Annotated in this window: 17 protein-coding genes; 11 read left to right on the top strand and 6 right to left on the bottom strand. The window is 73.2% G+C overall.

The annotated features are described in order from the left end of the window. Positions 1 to 57: 57 nt before the first annotated feature. On the bottom strand, positions 58 to 855 hold the full coding sequence (dapB, locus tag J2X36_RS00430; RefSeq protein ID WP_132251933.1) for a 4-hydroxy-tetrahydrodipicolinate reductase: 798 nt from the start codon (positions 853 to 855) through the stop codon (positions 58 to 60). A 216-nt stretch (positions 856 to 1,071) separates the two neighbouring features. On the opposite strand from dapB, the gene J2X36_RS00425 reads away from it, so the two are divergent. After that, complete coding sequence (locus tag J2X36_RS00425; protein WP_310344635.1) at positions 1,072 to 1,422, top strand: type II toxin-antitoxin system PemK/MazF family toxin; 351 nt, start codon at positions 1,072 to 1,074, stop codon at positions 1,420 to 1,422. A gap of 163 nt (positions 1,423 to 1,585) precedes the next feature. On the opposite strand, the gene J2X36_RS00420 is transcribed toward J2X36_RS00425, so the two are convergent. Continuing rightward, positions 1,586 to 3,124: a hypothetical protein gene (locus J2X36_RS00420; RefSeq protein WP_310344632.1), complete on the bottom strand. Its 1,539-nt coding sequence runs from the start codon at positions 3,122 to 3,124 to the stop codon at positions 1,586 to 1,588. A gap of 152 nt (positions 3,125 to 3,276) precedes the next feature. Between J2X36_RS00420 and J2X36_RS00415 the strand changes: the two genes are divergently transcribed. From J2X36_RS00415 to J2X36_RS00405, 3 genes are all read left to right on the top strand, one after another. Next, positions 3,277 to 3,675 carry a DUF3775 domain-containing protein gene (locus J2X36_RS00415; RefSeq protein ID WP_132257071.1) on the top strand — a complete coding sequence of 133 codons (399 nt, stop codon included), beginning with the start codon at positions 3,277 to 3,279 and terminating at the stop codon, positions 3,673 to 3,675. A gap of 83 nt (positions 3,676 to 3,758) precedes the next feature. Then, on the top strand, positions 3,759 to 4,163 hold the full coding sequence (locus J2X36_RS00410) for a DUF6516 family protein (protein WP_310344628.1): 405 nt from the start codon (positions 3,759 to 3,761) through the stop codon (positions 4,161 to 4,163). Next, the gene (locus J2X36_RS00405; RefSeq protein ID WP_132257067.1) at positions 4,129 to 4,482 is read left to right on the top strand and encodes a MarR family transcriptional regulator; all 354 of its coding nucleotides are present in this window, start codon (positions 4,129 to 4,131) and stop codon (positions 4,480 to 4,482) included. Before J2X36_RS00410 ends, J2X36_RS00405 begins: the two co-directional genes overlap by 35 nt. On the opposite strand, the gene J2X36_RS00400 is transcribed toward J2X36_RS00405, so the two are convergent. Together J2X36_RS00400 and J2X36_RS00395 are read right to left on the bottom strand one after the other, a co-directional pair. Continuing rightward, the gene (locus J2X36_RS00400; RefSeq protein ID WP_310344622.1) at positions 4,449 to 5,909 is read right to left on the bottom strand and encodes an FAD-binding oxidoreductase; all 1,461 of its coding nucleotides are present in this window, start codon (positions 5,907 to 5,909) and stop codon (positions 4,449 to 4,451) included. The two genes, J2X36_RS00405 and J2X36_RS00400, sit on opposite strands and share 34 nt — an antisense overlap. A 62-nt stretch (positions 5,910 to 5,971) precedes the next feature. After that, positions 5,972 to 6,454 (bottom strand): hypothetical protein, encoded by a 483-nt coding sequence (locus J2X36_RS00395; RefSeq protein WP_310344618.1) that lies wholly within the window; start codon positions 6,452 to 6,454, stop codon positions 5,972 to 5,974. Positions 6,455 to 6,745: 291 nt separating this feature from the next. Here J2X36_RS00395 and J2X36_RS00390 point away from each other — a divergent pair, with 291 nt between their 5' ends. From J2X36_RS00390 to J2X36_RS00370, 5 genes are all read left to right on the top strand, one after another. Beyond that, positions 6,746 to 7,015, top strand: a complete 270-nt coding sequence (locus J2X36_RS00390) for a hypothetical protein (protein ID WP_310344615.1) — start codon at positions 6,746 to 6,748, stop codon at positions 7,013 to 7,015. Positions 7,016 to 7,134: 119 nt separating this feature from the next. Then, on the top strand, positions 7,135 to 7,350 hold the full coding sequence (locus J2X36_RS00385; RefSeq protein WP_132254520.1) for a hypothetical protein: 216 nt from the start codon (positions 7,135 to 7,137) through the stop codon (positions 7,348 to 7,350). Between the two features lie 207 nt (positions 7,351 to 7,557). After that, on the top strand, positions 7,558 to 9,831 hold the full coding sequence (locus J2X36_RS00380; RefSeq protein ID WP_310345534.1) for an ATP-binding protein: 2,274 nt from the start codon (positions 7,558 to 7,560) through the stop codon (positions 9,829 to 9,831). Beyond that, on the top strand, positions 9,828 to 11,465 hold the full coding sequence (locus tag J2X36_RS00375) for an ABC transporter substrate-binding protein (RefSeq protein WP_310344610.1): 1,638 nt from the start codon (positions 9,828 to 9,830) through the stop codon (positions 11,463 to 11,465). The genes J2X36_RS00380 and J2X36_RS00375 overlap by 4 nt, the downstream gene beginning before the upstream one ends. Before the next feature lie 63 nt (positions 11,466 to 11,528). Continuing rightward, the gene (locus tag J2X36_RS00370; RefSeq protein WP_310344607.1) at positions 11,529 to 13,202 is read left to right on the top strand and encodes a thiamine pyrophosphate-binding protein; all 1,674 of its coding nucleotides are present in this window, start codon (positions 11,529 to 11,531) and stop codon (positions 13,200 to 13,202) included. A 9-nt stretch (positions 13,203 to 13,211) separates the two neighbouring features. On the opposite strand, the gene J2X36_RS00365 is transcribed toward J2X36_RS00370, so the two are convergent. Together J2X36_RS00365 and J2X36_RS00360 are read right to left on the bottom strand one after the other, a co-directional pair. Next, complete coding sequence (locus J2X36_RS00365) at positions 13,212 to 14,072, bottom strand: branched-chain amino acid aminotransferase (RefSeq protein WP_132254524.1); 861 nt, start codon at positions 14,070 to 14,072, stop codon at positions 13,212 to 13,214. A 34-nt stretch (positions 14,073 to 14,106) separates the two neighbouring features. After that, positions 14,107 to 14,547: a cupin domain-containing protein gene (locus J2X36_RS00360; RefSeq protein ID WP_405029709.1), complete on the bottom strand. Its 441-nt coding sequence runs from the start codon at positions 14,545 to 14,547 to the stop codon at positions 14,107 to 14,109. 480 nt (positions 14,548 to 15,027) lie between these two features. Between J2X36_RS00360 and J2X36_RS00355 the strand changes: the two genes are divergently transcribed. Then, positions 15,028 to 16,320: an O-acetylhomoserine aminocarboxypropyltransferase/cysteine synthase family protein gene (locus J2X36_RS00355; protein ID WP_310344598.1), complete on the top strand. Its 1,293-nt coding sequence runs from the start codon at positions 15,028 to 15,030 to the stop codon at positions 16,318 to 16,320. 24 nt (positions 16,321 to 16,344) lie between these two features. Next, positions 16,345 to 17,418: a homoserine O-succinyltransferase gene (locus J2X36_RS00350; protein WP_310344596.1), complete on the top strand. Its 1,074-nt coding sequence runs from the start codon at positions 16,345 to 16,347 to the stop codon at positions 17,416 to 17,418. Positions 17,419 to 17,501 lie beyond the last annotated feature (83 nt).

The following is a 17,501-nucleotide window of genomic DNA, read 5'->3' as shown; positions in this document are numbered from 1 at the left end:
GGGGCGTCTCGACCGCGCTCTAGCAGAGGGGGCGGGAGGGCTGAAGCTTGGGCTCGGTTACAGGCCGAGGACGTCTGTCATGCTGTAGAGCCCGGGCCTCTGCGGAAAGGCCCAGAGCGCCGCCTTCACGGCGCCGCGGGCGAAGATGCCCCGGTCCTCCGCGTGGTGGCTGAGCGTGATCCGCTCGCCCGGCCCCGCGAAGGTGACGCTGTGGTCGCCGACGACGGTGCCGCCCCGCAGGGTCGCGAAGCCGATGTCGCCGGGGCGCCGCGCGCCCGTCTGTCCGTCGCGGGTCGAGACCCGGACGTCGGGCAGGCGGACGCCGCGCCCCTCGGCCGCGGCCTCGCCGAGGAGGAGGGCGGTGCCGGACGGCGCGTCGACCTTCATGCGGTGGTGCATCTCGACGATCTCGATGTCGAACTCCTCGCCGAGCGCGGCGGCGACCTTGCGCACGAGGCTCGCCACGAGATTGACGCCGAGCGACATGTTGCCCGAGCGCACGATGCGGGCGTGGTGGGCGGCGGCCGCGAGCTTGGCGAGGTCGCCCTCCGACAGGCCGGTCGTGCCGACGACGTGCACGATGCGCGCCTGCGCGGCGAGCTCGGCGAAGTGGGTGGTGGCGGCGGGTGTGGTGAAGTCGAGCACGCCCTCGGCGGCGGCGAAGACGGGCAGCGGGTCGTCGGTCACGGGCACGCCGAGGGGGGGCAGGCCGGCGAGCGTGCCGGCATCCTGCCCGAGCGCGGCCGAGCCCGCGCGCTCGATCGCCCCGGCGAGGGAGCACCCGTCCGCCTCCGCCACCGCGCGGATCAGCATCCGCCCCATGCGCCCGTCGGCGCCGACCACGACGAGCCGCATCGTCCTCATCCCGCTGAGAGTGCTGGGGGAGCGGGGTACAGGGTCGGCCGGCCGGTGCCAAGCCCGCGTGTGGACGGGTCCGTCAGGGACGGCGAGACAAGAAAAAATAGGCAGCGATAGGATTTAAGGGCTAGCCGGTGGGAGAATAGTCGCGGTGCGGTCAACATGACGACAGAGGAGGCCGGTCGCCCGCCGAGAGTGAAGCCCAGGCTTCGGATGGCGCCAAAGGTCCGCGACTTCTACTGGTGCGATTTCCCGGTCGATGCCCATCTGCCGGAATTCTGGAAGCGCCGTCCGGTTATCGTGATCGCCACGGACCGCACGCTCTCGGGGGCGGTCACCGTGGTTCCCTGCAGCTCGCAACCGCAGCCTGAAAATCGGTGGGCATACCGGCTCGCGACAACGATCGACGGCTCTCCCGAATCCTGGGCGATCTGCGATAAGCCGACGACCGTCGCGGTCAGCCGGCTCTCTCCCGCCAAGCCCGGCAGAGTGCGTCTCCCGGAGCCGGAATTCACGATTCTCCTGAGATTGCTGCTGGCTTGGCTTCCGACGCCGCGGAGCTGAGTGGGTCGCACCGGCCGACATTGACGGGGCAGGCTCGCTTTCCTATCTTGATCGGACCTGCGGCCCCGTAAGGGTGTCCGTCTTCCCGGCCATCGCGCCGGGAGCTACGTGCCGAGGGGAGCTCGCGAGGGCTCCCCTTCGGTCGTTTTCGGGCAGCACGCCGCTACCGCGCCCCCACATTCCTCACAGACCACGTCGCCCAGTAGGTCGGCCGGCCGTAGACGGTCGAGGCGTCCGTGCCGTCCTCGCGCGGGGCGAGGCGGTCGAGCCAGGTCAGGAAGCCCGCCTTGGTGGAGAAGCTCGTGGGCGTGTCGAGGTTGCCGTAGCGGTCGGTCATCCAGAAATGGTGCGTCCGGCCGTAGCGGCCGCTGCCGTCGCCGCCCGAGCGCAGGCCGAGATAGGCGGCCGAGCGCATCGCCGCCACGGGCTCGGCGTACCAAGTCAGCCCGGCCAGCGCTCCGATCGAGAGATCGGCCGTGTACTGCACGCAGAGATCCGAGACCGGGCCGCCGGGGGCGTTGGCGGGGCGGTTGCAGGCATAGGCCACCGCCCAGCGGTCCATCCCCTTCGCCTTGGCCACCCGCACGAGGCTCGCCGCCGGCAGGGGCTCGGCCACGGTGCGGGGCGCCGACCAGACCCGGTCGACGGTGAGGTCGCGGCTGGTGCGCAGGTAGAGGGCCGTGCGCCGCTTCAGAACGGGCTCGTTGCAATCGGCGGGGATCACGTCCGTGTAGAACCAGTGATAGGTCTGATCGACCACGCTGATCGAGCCGACGAGACCCTGCGTGTCGAAGCCCCGGCCCGGGCAATTCCCGTAGATCGGCTTGCCCGCCTCGTCGAGCACCGCCGCCGGGCTCGGGTTGTCCCCGTCCCGCGCTCCGTCCCGCGCTGAGGCGCGCCCGCGGGCGCGGCGCGTCCGGCGGCCCGTCTCCGCCTCGGGCTGGAACGGCACCCAGGCCGGGTTGCCGTCCTCGCCCCGGCCGCGGATGTCGAAGCGCTCGAAATCGTAGGTGCGGGCCTGGATCTGGACGCGGCGCAGGCTGCCGGCCTCGGTCGCCGCCGTGGCGAGGAGGAAGACGTAGTAATATTCGTCGCCCGCCCAGTTCCGGCCCGTCACCACCACGGGGTCGCGGGCGGCGATCCCCTCCGTCGCGGCCTCGGCCGGCGCCGCGGCGGGCTCGCGCTCGCGCGTCCGGCCGCGGCGCCGGCGGCGGGGCTCGGGGCGGGCGACCTCGCGAGCCATCTCCCAGAGGCGGTAGCCCGTCGGCGGCAGGGTGGTGGCGAGCTGCTCCGGGCTGCGGCCCGAGCGCACGGAGCCGCCGTCGAGGGGGTTCGTGGCCTGCCGCGGCTCGCAGGCGGGGCCTTCCGCGCGGCGCCCCGGCCCCTTCTGCGCCGGCGTCTCGCCCTGGTAGACGGCCTGGAGGGGGCCCGGGGCGCCCCGAACCCCGGTGAGGCGCAGCACCTGCACGCCCGCCGCGTATTCGCAGGGGCGGGGCGTGAAGAGCACGCCCTCCGCCTCGCCGCCGCTGCGGCAGATCTCCAGCCCGCCCCCGCCCGTCAGGAAGCAGGCCGGCGCCGCGCTCTCGTTCTGCGCGCGCGCGATGGGGGGGACCAGCGGGATCGTCGCGAGCGCGAGCCCGGCGGCCGCGAGGCGGCGCAGGCGGGAGGGAACGGGCGGGGAGGGGGGCTGGATCGTGGACACGCGAGCCGAGTTAGCGCGGCCCCTGCCCGGCGAAAAGGACCGCGCCCGCCGCGGCCCACAGGCGGCTGCGCCCGCTACCTGCCGAACCGCCGGCCCGCTCGGGGGTTGTCGGTGCGCCGGGGCGTCCCGCCCCACCGTTTCAGGAGTCACCCATGGACATCGCCGTCGACAAGGTCACCGAGATCATCCTGCGTCTGCGGGCGATCGAGGTGAAGGAGGGCGCGACCGATCCGGATTCCGGCTCGAACCCGATCGACGACGGCTCGACGGACGTCCTCGTCTCCGGCACCGACGACGCCACCGAGAGCGAGGTGCGCGGCATGATCGCGGGCCTCAACGACGACGAGCGCGCGAACCTCCTGGCGCTCCTCTATGTCGGGCGCGGCGATTACGAGGCCGCGGAATGGGCCGACGCGGTGCGCTTCGCCCGGGAGCGCGAGGGCGTCGGCGAGGGCGCGGCGCGCGAGCTCCTCGGCGCGCCCGATGCGGGCGACCTCCTCGACGAGGGCCTCGACGCGCTGGGCATCGTGCCGGACCTGCCGCAGGCGTGAGGGGGCTCGCCGGAGGGCGGGCTCCGGGGCGGATCGTCAAGTCGTCGCTTGCCGCATATATCGGCGCCTGATATATGTCAGGCATGCTCGACGAGCCGATGCAGCGTCTCCTGGCCTATGCCAGGCGCCGCTACTGGCTCGAGAACGGGTGGAGCCTCCGCTTCCGCGTCACAGAATCGGCGGTGACGGCGGGCCGGCCGCACGGCATCAAGTACGCCTTCACGCTGCACGACATGGATCGGACGAGGCTCCTCGGATTCGACAATGCGCACGGCCTTCCGCGCCGCAGCGTCTATGACCATCGGCACCGTTTTCGGAGGACCGACGAGCTCGTGGCCTACGCGTTCATCGATGCCGACACGCTGATCTGCGACTTCTTCGCGGCCGTCGAGCAGGCATGCCGTGAGGAGGGTGTCCCGTTCGAATGCGTGGCCGAAGATCTGGAGGACGACGATGAAGCGGACGAGCCTCGCAAGCCTTCGCGATGAGATGCGGGCCGTCGCCCGAGGGGCGTGCGCGCCGCCCCCTCGGCCGGCCGCACAACTCCTGGCCACCCTGTCGCCGGAGGCGCTCGAACTCCTGGGCATCGTGCTGCGCGAGCGTCCCGCCACGATCGCGGACGTCGTCCGGCTGACGGGCCGATCCCAGCCGAACGTCTCCCGCTCGCTTCAGCAGCTGGCCGGCCACGGCCTCGTCCGCTTGGTCCGGACCGGGCGCGAGGTCAGGCCCGAGCCGCTCGTGCGCACGCTGCGGGTCGACCTGAGCGAGGGCACCTACGAGACGGAGCCCGCGGCGGCTCCGGCCTGATCGCGTCCGGCCGGGGGCTCGGCGAGCATCGCCCCGGCATTCATCATCCCCTCCGGGTCGAAGGCGCGCTTCACCGCCGCGAGGAGATGCAGCCGCGTCGGGTCGGTGTAGCGGACGAGCAGGTCGCGCTTGAAGCGGCCGATGCCGTATTCCGCGCTGAAGCTGCCGCCGAGATCGGCCGCGATGGCGTAGAGGTCATGGGCGATGCCGGCCTCGATCGCCCGCGTGAAGGCGAGCCGGTCCTGCCCCTTGGGCACCACGAGGTTGTAGTGGATGTTGCCGTCGCCGACATGGCCGTAGAAGGAGAGGCGCACCTCCGGCAGCCGCGCGGCGAGCAGCGCGCCGCCCCGCTCCAGGAAGGCGGCGAGCTGCGAGACCGGCACGGCGATGTCGTGCTTGACCGAGCCGCCCGCGTGCTTCTCGCCCTCCGGGATGGTCTCGCGGATCGCCCACATCGCCCGCCGCTGCGCCTCGGACTGGGCGAGCACCGCGTCCTCGACCTCGCCCCGCTCCATCAGCAGCTCCAGGGTGCCCATCAGCACGTCGTCGAGGGAGATGCGCGCCGAGGAGGCCTGCAGCTCGAGGAGCACCGCCCCGCCCGGACCCGCCCGCACGCCGGGATCCGTGCCGCGCATCTCGGCGACGAGGCCGAGGGAGGAGGCGGAGATCAGCTCGAAAGTGCTGGCGAGGTCGGAGGTCTCCCGCCGCACCAGCGCTGCGATCTCGGGCAGGGAGGAGCCCGCGCTCAGCTGCAGCCACGCGGTCGCCCGGTAGGCTTGCGCCGGCCACAGCTTCAGGACGACGCCCGTGACGATGCCGAGCGTGCCTTCCGCCCCGATGAAGGCCTGCTTCAGGTCGGTGCCGATGTTGTTCTTGCGCAGGCTCCGCATGTCGGAGAACAGGGCGCCATCGGGCAGCACGGCCTCGAGGCCGAGGACGAGGTCGCGGGTCATGCCGTAGCGCAGCACCTGCAGGCCGCCCGCATTGGTGCCGAGATTGCCGCCGAGGCGGCAGCTCCCCTCCGAGCCGAGGCTGAGCGGCAGCAGGCGGTCGTGCTCGGCCGCGGCGGCTTGCGCCTCGGCGAGGAGGGTGCCCGCGTCGCAGGACAGGGTGAAGTTGAGCGGGTCGACGGCGCGGATGCGGGTCATCCGCTCCAGGCTCACCACGAGCTGGCGCCGGCCGGGCTCCGGGGTCGCGCCGCCGACATAGCCCGTGTTGCCGCCCTGGGGCACGAGCCCGTAGCCGTGCGCGCGGGCGAGCCGCACGAGGCCCTGCACCGCCTCGACGCTGCGCGGGCGCAGCACCGCCTCCGTCTGCCCCCGCATCAGCTCGCGGTGGTCGAGGGTGTAGGCGGCCGTGCGGTCGGGCTCCGACAGCACGCCGCCCTCGCCGAGGAGGTCGCGGAAGGGTCCGAGGGCGTCGGGCATGGCGGGTCTCCAGCGCGGGAATTCCGGCCCTCTTAGCAGACCGCGCGCCCGGCGGGCCGCCCCTATTGCGCGGGTTTCGGCGCCTCGGCGGCGGGCGGGGACGCGGGAGGAGAGGTGGACGGAGAGGCGGGCGCGCCGGCGGCCGGCGGCGCGTCGGCGGCCACCGGCAGCAGCACGTTCTTGGCGACGTTGCCCTCCGGCCCGTACTCGCCCGCCACCGCGAGGCAGGCCTGCTCCCGGTTGAGCGCCATCTGGTTCGACATCAGGGCGAACATCGTCTGCACCCGGTTGCCGAAGGGGCCGCGCGGGCTCACGTCCTCGGCGCGGGTATTCTGCTTGGCGAGCAGCGCCTCGAACTGGTCGGTGCCGATGCGGTAGCCGCAGACGTTCGAGGCGGCGAAGATGTAGGCGGCGAATTCGAGCGCGCGCGGGGCCGGCGCGTTGCGGATCTGGGCCGAGGCCGGCGGGGCGGCCAAGGTCGCGGCCAAGGTCGCCGCAAAGGCCGCAACGCGGCTTGCGGCGGCGGGGGAAGGGATTCTGCGCATCCTGAAAGACGTCCTCCGGGCGCGGCCTCGTTGATGCGGGCCGCGTGACGGGAAGCGAGATAGTTCGGGCGCCCGCCGCCACCAAGGGGCGGGGACGGGGCCGCCCCATCGGCGAATCGTCTCAGGCCGGCGAAATGTTGCGTGGGCGGGGCCGGACGCAACAATCGCGGTCCGATCCCGGGGATCCCGGCAGCCCCCACGCAAAACTGCGGACATGCATCCCCCGTAGAGGAGGGCCTGCGAACGGCCGAATCGGCCGGGAGGACGCCGGGAAGAGGCCAGGAGGCTGCCGTGTCGATCTACGTTCACCTTGCCGGGATCAGCGCCGCCCTCGCGGCGGCCCTCGCCCTCGCGATGCCGGGCGCCGGCGGGCCGGCCCGGGCGGCAGTGCGGGCCGAGCCCGCTCGGGCCGCGGCGCCCGCCCCGGGCGGAGCGCCCCTGTGCCGGGAGGCCGCGTGGCCCTACGCGGTCTCGGCCTGCCCGGCCGGCGCCGGCCGGATCGTGCGCGTCATCTCCTTCGCGGGAGCCCCGCCGCAGCCGCGCGGCGGGCCACGGCCCTGAGACGCGGGATTGTCCGCGAAAGGACGGAGATCCGGACAATTTGACGGATGTCCTGAGGCCGTCCGCAACGCGAATCCTGCACCATCCCCGTCGATCCGCCCAGGATCCGGACAGAGACCATGTCCCATTTCGAGAAGAGCCTGCTCGACGCCGATCCCGAGGCCGCCGCGCGCCTGAGGGAGGTTCTGCACGGGGCCGAGGGGCACCCGGCCGCCGCCCCGACGCTGGCCGCGCGCTTCGGCACGGCCGCGCCCGATCCGGCCCCGAGGCCCGCCCGCGGCGGGCGCCCCCGCCGCGACGGGGGCCGCTGCGCGAAAGCCCTCGTCACGCCCTGACCCGGACGCCTCCCGCCCCGCGCGCTCCCCGGGTCAGCTTGCCCGCCCGGATGAAGGATCTACACTGGCGCGCGTCCGTCCGACGGGTCTCCCCCGCGCGAGAGCCGGTGCGTCCCGCGCGGTGAGCCCCCGTGCGGGTTCTCCCGCGGCGCTCACCCCGCGGGAAGGGCGCTCAGCGCGCGGGAAGGGGGTTTGACAGGCGTATCGATGCGGGTCGGGCGGAAGATACTTCTCGTCGGCGGCGTCCCGATCCTGATCGCCGCCGCGATCGCCGCGGCCGGCTGGCTCCTCCTCGCGCAGGAGGAGCGCGCCCGCGGCGGCGCCGTGCTCGCCGGCCAGGTCGACCGCGTCCTCGCGCTGGCCCGGATGGTGCGCGACGACTACGTCGGCGCCCGCTCGAGCGAGCGCGCCGCCCATGCCGAGCGCTTCCTCGCCCTGACGGCGGAGGCCGGCACGGGCCTCGACGGCCTCAAGGCCTATGTCCGCACCGCCGACCAGACCGCCCGCATCGAATCCGCGCAAGGGGCGCTCGCCCGCTACGTCGTGCGGATGCGGGATTTCGTGCGCGTCACCCGCGAGAACGACGCCCTCGTCAGCGAGATGACGACCCGGGCCGGGCGCCTCGTCGAGCTGGCGGACCGGGCGCGGCTGCGCCAGCAGGCCTCCAACGCCGACCTCGTCCTCTCGCTCACCGAGAAGGTGCGGCGCCTCAGCGCCACCCGGGAGGTGATCGCGGGCATCAACGGCGTGCGGGCGGGCGCCGTCGAGGCCGGGGCCGCCCAGGCCGCGGAGCCCGGCGGGGCGGCGACCGGCCCCCCCGCCGGGCAGCGCCTGCGCGAGGCGGCCCGCACCCTGGCGCAGGCGCTGCAGGCGCAAGGACGCGGCCGCGAGGCGGACGAGCTCGCCGCGCTCGCGGAGGGCCTCACCCGCGACCGGTCGGCGGCCCGCGGCCTCGTGGACTGGTCCGAGCGCCTGCTCAAGATCGATTCCTCCGGCCAGCGCACCCTGCACGAGGAGGTGGCCCAGCTCCTCACCTACGCGGTCGAGGCCAACGAGACCGAGCAGGCCACCCAGAACATCGCCGTCACCACGCTCCGCCTCGGGCAGCGCACGGCCGACGCGCTCGGCCGGCGCGACGTGCCGGCGGTCCGGGCCATGCTGGGGGAGGGCGAGCGGCTCTCGGCCCGGACCGAGGCCCTGCCGATCTCGCCGCTGATCCAGGCCGAGATGGTCGACGCCGTCGAGGGCTGGCGCAAGCGGCTGACCACCACGGTCGGCGGCCTGGAGCGGCAGAACGAGATGCTCGCGGAGATGGACCGCCTCGCCGCGGCCATGAGCGCCAGCGCCCAGAGCCTCAACGACGCCTTCATCGGCGATGCCGAGAGCTTCGGCGCCTCGATCCGCCGGATCCTGCTCGCCGGGGCGACGGCGGGCCTCCTCATCGGCACCCTCGTCGCGCTCGCCGTCGCCCGCTCCATCACGACGCCGCTGCGGGCGCTGCAGGGCGACATGATCGCGCTCGCGGCCAATCCCGCCGGCGGCCAGGTCAGCGGCCTCTCCCGCGGGGACGAGCTCGGCGACATCGCCCGGGCGACCCACGTCTTCGTCACCGAGATCGCCCGGCGCGAGCAGGCCCTGCGCCGCGCCAAGGACCAGGCGGACGCCGCCCTCGTCGACCTGCGCCAGGCCCAGTCCGACCTGATCCAGGCCGAGAAGCTCGCCTCGCTCGGGCAGCTCGTGGCGGGCGTCGCCCACGAGATCAACACGCCGCTCGGCCTCGCGCTCACCACCGCCACGGTCGTGCGCGACGAGACGCGGGTCTTCGACGAGGCGCTGGCGGCGGGCCAGCTCTCCCGCTCGCGGCTCACCCACTACGTCGGGCGGGTGCGGGAGGGGGCGCTCCTCCTCTGCACCAACCTCGCCCGCGCCGCCGACCTCGTGCACGGCTTCAAGCAGGTGGCCGTCGACCGCGTCAGCGATGAGCAGCGCCGCTTCCCCCTCGACGCGTGGCTCGACGAATTGCTCGCGAGCCTGATGCCCCTGCTGCGCCAGGGCGGCCACGCCGTCTCCCGCACCTGCCCGCCGCTCACCGTCGAGACCAATCCGGGCGCCCTCGCCCAGGTGGTGACGAACTGCGTCACCAACGCGGTCGTGCACGGCTTCGCGGCCGGGAGGCCGGGGCACATCGCGGTCACGGTCGCCGAGCTGCGGCCCGGCACGATCCGCCTCGAGATCGCCGATGACGGGCGCGGCATCCCGCCCGAGAATCTCGACCGGATCTACGATCCGTTCTTCACCACTGCCCGCTCGCGCGGCAGCACGGGGCTCGGCATGCACATCGTCCACAACCTCGTCACCGCCAAGCTCGGCGGCCGCATCACCCTGGAGAGCCGGCCGGGGGAGGGCACCCGCGTCCGCATCGAGTTCCCGGCCTCCCCGGCCGAGGGCGAGCGCCCTGCCCTCGCGAAGGCCCTCGGATGAGGCTCGCCCGTTCCCTCTCGGCCGCCCTCGGGCTCGGGGCCTGCCTCGCGGGCCCCCCGGCCGCCGCCCGCACCCTCGTCTTCTGCTCGGAGGGAAACCCGGAATCCCTCGATCCGGCCGCCGTCACCACCACGACGGCGATGAACGTGGTCTGGCAGATGTTCAACACGCTCGTGGAGTTCACGCCGGGCTCGACCGTGATCCGCCCCGGCCTCGCCGAAGCCTGGCGCGTCTCGGAGGACGGGCGGACCTACGATTTCACCCTGCGAACCGGGGTGCGCTTCCACGCGAATGCCCGCTTCACCCCGAGCCGGACCCTGGAGGCGCAGGATGTCCTGTTCAGCGTCCTGCGCCAGTGGAAGCCGGACCACCCGTTCCACAAGGCCAAGGACGGCTTCGCCTATTTCCGCGATCTCGGCCTCGCCGACCTCCTGGAGGGCGTGGAGGCGATCGACGCCCGCACGGTCCGCTTCCGCCTGAAGGAGCCGGACGCGACCTTCCTGCCGAACCTCGCCCAGGCCTTCGCCGCGATCCACTCCGCGGAATACGCCGAGACGCTCGCTCGCGACGGCGTTCCGGACGAGCTGGAGCGGCTTCCGATCGGCACCGGGCCGTTTTCTTTCGTCGGCTACCGGCCCGACATCACGGTGCGCTACAAAGGTTTTGCCGGCTATTGGAGAGCGCCCGAAGAGTCGGAGCCCGGCCTCGAGCCGGTCGACGGGCTCGTCTTCTCGATCACGCCGAACCCGGCCGTGCGCCTTGCCAAGCTGAGGGCGGGGGAGTGCCAGGTCATGGCCTTTCCCGCGCCCGCCGACCTCCCCGCCATCGAGGCGGACCCGAACCTGACGCTGGCCTCGAAGGCCGAGCTCAACGTCTCCTACCTCGCGCTGAACACCCGCAAGCCGCCCTTCGACGACGTGCGCGTGCGGCGCGCGATGAACCTCGCCATCGACCGGCGCGCCATCGTCGAGGCGGCCTACGGCGCGGCGGGAATCGTCGCCCGCGGACCCCTGCCGCCGGGGCTCTGGGCCACCGACACGGGGCTCGCCGACATCCCCTTCGACCGGGCCGAGGCGCTGCAGCTCCTGACCGAGGCCGGCCACGCGGACGGGTTCGAGACGGATCTCTGGTACCCGCCTGTCAGCCGGCCCTACAATCCGGACGGGCGGCGCGTCGCCGACATGATCCAGGCGGACCTCGCCCGGGTCGGGGTGCGGGCCCGCCTCGTCACCGAGCCCTGGAGCGCCTACCGGGCGGCCCTCTACGGCGGCGTGCCGCAGGCGATGCTCTACGGCTGGACCGGGGACAACGGCGACCCGGACAATTTCCTCAACGTGCTGCTCGGCTGCAAGGCGGCCGAGCCCGGCGGCGCCAACCTCGCCCGCTGGTGCGAGGCGGACTACGATTCCGCCATCCAGGCGGCCCGCCGCACGGGCGATGTCGCCGCCCGCACGGCGCTCTACCGGCACGCGCAGGGGATCTTCCGGCGGGAGGCGCCCTGGGTGCCGCTCGCCCACACCGTCGTGCACATGGCGCTCCGCCGGAGCGTCGTCGGCTTCCGCATGGACCCGCTCGGCCGCCACCTGTTCGAGGGCGTGGCGCTGCGCGACGAGGGGGCCGAGACGTCCCGCTAACGTTTCGGGACTAGGATTCCGGCGTCCCCGGCGGGACGTCCGCGCGGCGGAGACCGGAGCCCCATGACGATCGAAGCCCGCACCGCCGCCCAGGCCCTCGTCGCGCAGCTTCAGGCGAACGGCGTGCGCCACGTCTTCACGGTGCCCGGCGAGAGCTTCCTGCCCGTCCTCGACGCGCTCTACGACGCCGACATCGCCGTCACCGTCTGCCGCCAGGAGGGGGCGGCCGCCATGATGGCGGAGGCGCACGGCAAGGCGACGGGCCGGCCCGGCATCTGCTTCGTGACGCGGGGGCCGGGCGCCACCAACGCCTCGGCCGGCATCCACATCGCCCAGCAGGATTCGTCGCCGATGATCCTGTTCGTCGGCCAGGTCGAGCGGGGCTACCGCGACCGCGACGCGTGGCAGGAGGTCGATTACCGCGCGGCCTTCGGGCCGCTCGCCAAATGGGCCGCCGAGATCGACCAGGGCGCGCGCGTGCCCGAATACGTCTCCCGCGCCTTCCACGCCGCCACCTCGGGCCGGCCGGGCCCGGTCGTGCTCGCCCTGCCGAAGGACATGCTGAAGGAGCCCTGCCCCGGCTCCCTCGCCCCCGCCTGGCAGCCGGTCGAGGCCGCGCCGGGGGCCGACGAGATGGCGCGCCTCGCCGCGCTGCTCGCGCAGGCCGAGCGGCCCCTCCTCCTCCTCGGGGGCAGCCGCTGGACGGAGGCGGCCTGCGCGGACATCCGCACCTTCGCGGAGCGGTTCCGGCTGCCCGTCGCCACGAGCTACCGGCGCCTGCCCCTGTTCGACCCGCTCCACCCCTCCTATGCCGGCGATCTCGGCCTCGCCGCGAACCCGAAGCTCGCCGCACGGGTGCGGGCGGCCGACCTCCTGATCGTGCTCGGCGGTCGCCTCGGCGAAGTGCCGAGCCAGGGCTACGCCCTCCTCGACATCCCGGGGCCGCAGACCCGCCTCGTCCACATCCATCCGGGGGCGGAGGAGATCGGCCGGGTCTACGTGCCGCATCTGGCCGTCAACGCCTCGGCCACCCGCACGGCCGCCGCGCTGGCGCGGCTCGAAGCCCCCGCCCGCACCCCCTGGGCCGGCGAGACCCAGGCCGCCCATGCCGAGTATCTCGCCTGGAGCGAGGTGCCGACGCCCCAGCCCGGCGGCGTCAATCTCGGCGCCGTGATGGTGCATCTGCGCGACACGCTGCCGAGTGACGCGATCCTCTGCAACGGCGCGGGCAATTATGCGGCCTGGATTCACCGGTTCTACCGCTTCCGGCAGCCCGGCACGCACATCGCTCCCACTTCCGGATCAATGGGTTACGGCCTGCCGGCGGCGGTCGCGATGCAGATCCTGCACCCCGCCCGCACCGTGATCGCGATCAACGGCGACGGGGACGTTCTGATGAGCGCACAGGAATTCGCGACCGCCGTCCAATACAACCTGCCCGTGATCTGCCTCGTCGTCGACAATGGCAGCTACGGGACCATCCGGATGCACCAGGAGCGGGACTTCCCGGGCCGGGTCTCGGCCACCGACCTGCGCAACCCCGACTTCGCGGCCTATGCCCGCGCCTTCGGCGGCTTCGGCGTCACGGTGGAGGCGACCGGGGATTTCCCCGCCGCGCTGGAGGCCGCCCGCGCCTCGGGCCAGCCCTCGATCATCCACCTGAAGATCGACAAGGACGCCATCGCGCCCGGCACGACGCTGACGGCGATCCGGGAGCAGGCGCTGCGGGCGCGGTGAGGGCCCGCCTCACCCGTGCGCGAAATCCCAGTAGAGCTGGCGCGCCTTGCGGAAGATCGGGCCCGGCTCGAAACGGGCCTCGTCGAGGGCGGTGATGGGGGCGAGCTTGGCGAAATTGCCGGCCGTGAACACCTCGTCCGCCTTGAGGAAATCCTCGTAGGACAGGGTCGCCTCGACGACCGTGACGCCGGCCTCGCGCAGGAGGCCGATCACCCGCGCCCGGGTGATGCCGGCGAGGAACGACCCGTTCGGCACGGGCGTGAACACCACCCCGTCCCGGGCGAGGAAGGCATTGGCGTTGGCGAACTCGGCGACGTTGCCGAGCCCGTCCCGCATGAGGCAATTGCCGAAGCCCCGGCCGTGCGCCTCGATCAGGGCCCGCGTCCCGTTCGGGTAGAGGCAGCCGGCCTTGGCGTCGACCGGCGCCGTCTCGATCGAGGGCCGCCGGAAGGGCGAGAGCGTCGCGCGGACTCCCGAGGGCAGCGGCATCGGCGCGTGGTAGAGGCTGAGGCACCAGTTGGTGGAGTCGGGATCGAAGCGCACGCCGCCTGCGAACCCGTCCTCCGCCCAGTACATCGGGCGGATGTAGAGCTCGGCATCGTGGGGGAAGCGCCTGAGGCCCTCCTGCACCAGCTCCAGCCATTCCCCCTCGGCGACCTTCGGCTTGAGGCCCAGCGCCACGGCCGAGCGGTTGACCCGGGCGATGTGGCGGTCGAGGTCCGGCGCCACGCCCTCGAAGGCCCGGGCCCCGTCGAACACCGTCGATCCGAGCCACGCGCCGTGGGTGCGCGGCCCCATCATCCGCACGTTGCCGGGGTGCCAGGCGCCCTCGAAGAAGGTCCAGGTCGCATCGGGCGAGGCATGGGTCATGGGGCCGCCTCCGGGACGGTCGCGGGGGGAAGGCTCAGGCGGCTTCGAGGAAGCCGGAGGTCTTCGGTGCGGGCGTGCGGCCGAGAATCCGCTTGAGGCGGCCCAGCACGCGGATCGCGAGCGTGACGCTCCTCGGCTGCACGCGCCGGCAGAAGGCGACCTTGCGGACGTAAGTCTCCACCTGCCAGCGGCAGACGGCGCCCCGGGGCAGGAACAGCACGTCGCCCGCCCGGAAGGTCTTCGGCGGGGCGTGCCCGTCGCTGATCGTCGCCGAGCCTTCGAGGAAGTAGATCGTCTCGTCGATGTCGTAGAACCAGTCGAACGTCCCGGCCGTGCAGTCCCAGACCAGGGTGCTCGCCATGCCGTCGGCGCTTCGCGAGAGCGTGGCGTTGCGCGCCACCGGCCGGCCCTCGCGGATCCAGCTCGGCTCGATCTGCGCGGGCTTGAGCTCCACCGTGGTGACGGAGGGGATCATCGGGGTCGTCGGCACGGGGGCTCCCTGTCTCGGGTCGTCGGCACACGGGCCGAGGCCGTAACCCCCTATAAGCGGCAGGTCACCGCGGCGGGCAAGACATGAGATGAAGACATGATTAATTGGCGTCGACGGTGATAGGTCCGAGAAGAACTGCGCTGTACTGAAGGTGGCGGCGACCTGATCCAATGACGGGACGGTTTCGTGCCGCACCGGTACAGGGTCCGCTCGCGCGGGATCCGGACGATGGGGAAGGGCTCGGGCAACGCGCTCGCCTCGGGCGACGCGCGTCCTCCAAACTTCGAGAGCAGACGGCGCGCGAGATCAGGTCTTCGCGGATGATTTACCGCATTCGCCGGAGTGCGGAAGCTTAACCATCGATCTTCAGCAATCGTACCGTCGCGGAACAGCAAGGCTTGGCGCAGGGCTTGCGCCTCTCGCGGTGCAGGCCGCGCCCCCCGCGCCTCTCACGACGGACCTTCCATGCGCAGCGAGACGATCGCCGTCCACGCCGGCTTCGAGCACGATCCGACCACGCACGCGGTCGCGGTGCCGATCTACCAGAGCGTGGCCTACGCCTTCGACAGCGCGGATCACGGCGCCGCCCTCTTCAACCTGGAGGAGGAGGGCTTCCGCTACAGCCGCATCGCGAACCCGACCGTCTCGGTGCTGGAGCAGCGGGTGGCCGCGCTCGAGGGCGGCCATGCCGCGCTCGCCGTCGCCACGGGCCAAGCCGCGCTCCACTACGCCATCGCGACGCTGGCCGACCATGGCGGCAACATCGTCTCGGTGCCCCAGCTCTACGGCACCACCCACACCCTGCTCGCCCACGTGCTGCCCCGCCAGGGCATCACGACGCGCTTCGCCGCGAGCGACCGGGCGGAGGACATCGAGGCCCTCATCGATGCCGAGACCCGCGCGGTCTATTGCGAGTCGATCGGCAACCCGGCCGGCAACATCTGCGACATCGAGGCGCTCGCCCGCGTCGCCCACGCCCACGGCGTGCCGCTCATCGTCGACAACACGGTGGCGACGCCGATCCTGCTGCGCCCGATCGAGCACGGGGCCGACATCGTCATCGCCTCGCTCACCAAGTTCATGGGCGGCCACGGCACGACGCTCGGCGGCATCATCGTCGAGGCCGGGCGCTTCGACTGGATGGCGCATGCCGCGCGCTTCCCGATGTTCTGCACGCCGGACGCCTCCTATCACGGGCTCGTCTACGCCGAGCATTTCGGCCCCGGCGCCTTCGTCGCCCGCGCGCGCAGCGTCTACCAGCGCACCACCGGCGCGGTGCTGCCGGCTCTGAGCGCCTTCCTCCTCCTCCAGGGCATCGAGACGGTGGCGCTTCGCGTCGAGCGGCACGTGGAGAACGGCCGCCGGGTCGCCGAATTCCTGCGGGGCCATCCGGACGTGGCCTGGGTCAATTACGCCGGCTTTCCCGACAGCCCGCACCACGCCATGGCGCGCAAGTATCTCGGTGGTCAGGGCTCCTCCCTCCTCACCTTCGGGGTGAAGGGCGGCTTCGAGGCGGGCAAGACCTTCTACGACGCGCTGAAGCTGGTGAAGCGCCTCGTCAATATCGGCGACGCGAAGTCGCTCGCCTGCCACCCGGCCTCCACCACGCACCGGCAGATGAAGGCCGACGAGCAGCGCAGCGCCGGGGTCTTCCCCGAGATGATCCGGATCAGCGTCGGCATCGAGCACAGCGACGACATCGTCGCCGACCTGGAGCAGGCGCTGGCGGCCGCCCGGCCCGCCGCGCTCGCCGCCTGACGTCGCACGCCTTGGGAGACCGACATGCTGGAGGTGCCGCAGGGTGAGGGGAGAAGCGACCCGATCGCGCGGCCGCCCGAACCCCCGGGCGTACGGGCGGCCGCGCTCCCGCCGCGCCTGAGCGTCGGCCTCCTCAACAACATGCCGGACGCCGCCCTCGTCGCGACGGAGCGCCAGTTCCGCCGGCTGATCGAGGCTGCGGGCGTCCCGGTCGATCTGCGCCTGTTCTCGCTGGCCGGGCTGGAGCGCGGCCCGCAGGCGCTGGCCCATCTCGACGCGGCCTACGCGCCCCATACGGCGCTCGCCCATGCGGGCCTCGACGCCCTCGTCGTCACGGGCTGCGAGCCGCGGGCTGCCCGCCTCTCGGACGAGCCCTACTACCCGGCCTTCGCGGGGATCGTGGACTGGGCCGCGACGAACACCGTCTCGACCCTGTTCTCGTGCCTCGCCGCCCACGCCGCGGTGCTGCACCTCGACGGCATCGAGCGGCGCCCGCTCAACGCCAAGCATTCGGGCCTCTATGCCTGCGCGGCGGCCGCGCGCCACCCGCTGCTCGCGGGCGCGCCCCGCGTCGTGCCCGTACCCCATTCCCGCTGGAACGACCTGCCCGAACCGGATCTCGCGCGCGCCGGCTACACCGTGCTGCGCCGCTCGGAGGAGGTCGGGGTCGACCTGTTCGTGCGCGAGGGCGCGAGCCTCCTCGTCTTCCTCCAGGGCCATCCCGAATACGACGGCGACAGCCTCGCCCGGGAATATCGCCGGGATGTCGGCCGCTTCCTCTCCGGCGAGCGGCCGGCCGCGCCGGTCCTGCCCGCCCACTATTTCGCTCCGGAGGCGGCCGCGCGGCTCGCCGCCTTCGCCTCCGCCCGGGGCAGCCGCTTCGAGGCCTATCCCGCCATCGATCCGGCCCCGCCCCTCCAGGCCGCGTGGCAGGCCGAGGCCGTCCGCCTGTTCCGGGCTTGGCTCGGCGAGGTGGCGCGGCGGGTCTCGCGGGCGGCGGAGCCGGCCCCGGCATCATCCGCGATCCCGTCAGGCGGCCCCACCGCTCCCGATCCTCGTCCCGCGCCCCCATTCCCGTCCGGGACAGGATGGGGGTGAGGGACGAGACCTCTCCGGACAGGTCGCACCCCTCGCCCGGTGCGCGCGCCGCGAAACCGGCCTCTCCCGTCCGCGAGGGGAGA

Origin of the sequence: Methylobacterium sp. BE186, from assembly GCF_031457035.1 — a bacterium.
GTDB classification, from domain to species: Bacteria; Pseudomonadota; Alphaproteobacteria; order Rhizobiales; family Beijerinckiaceae; genus Methylobacterium; species Methylobacterium segetis.
This window is presented reverse-complemented; position numbering and strand designations above follow the sequence as displayed.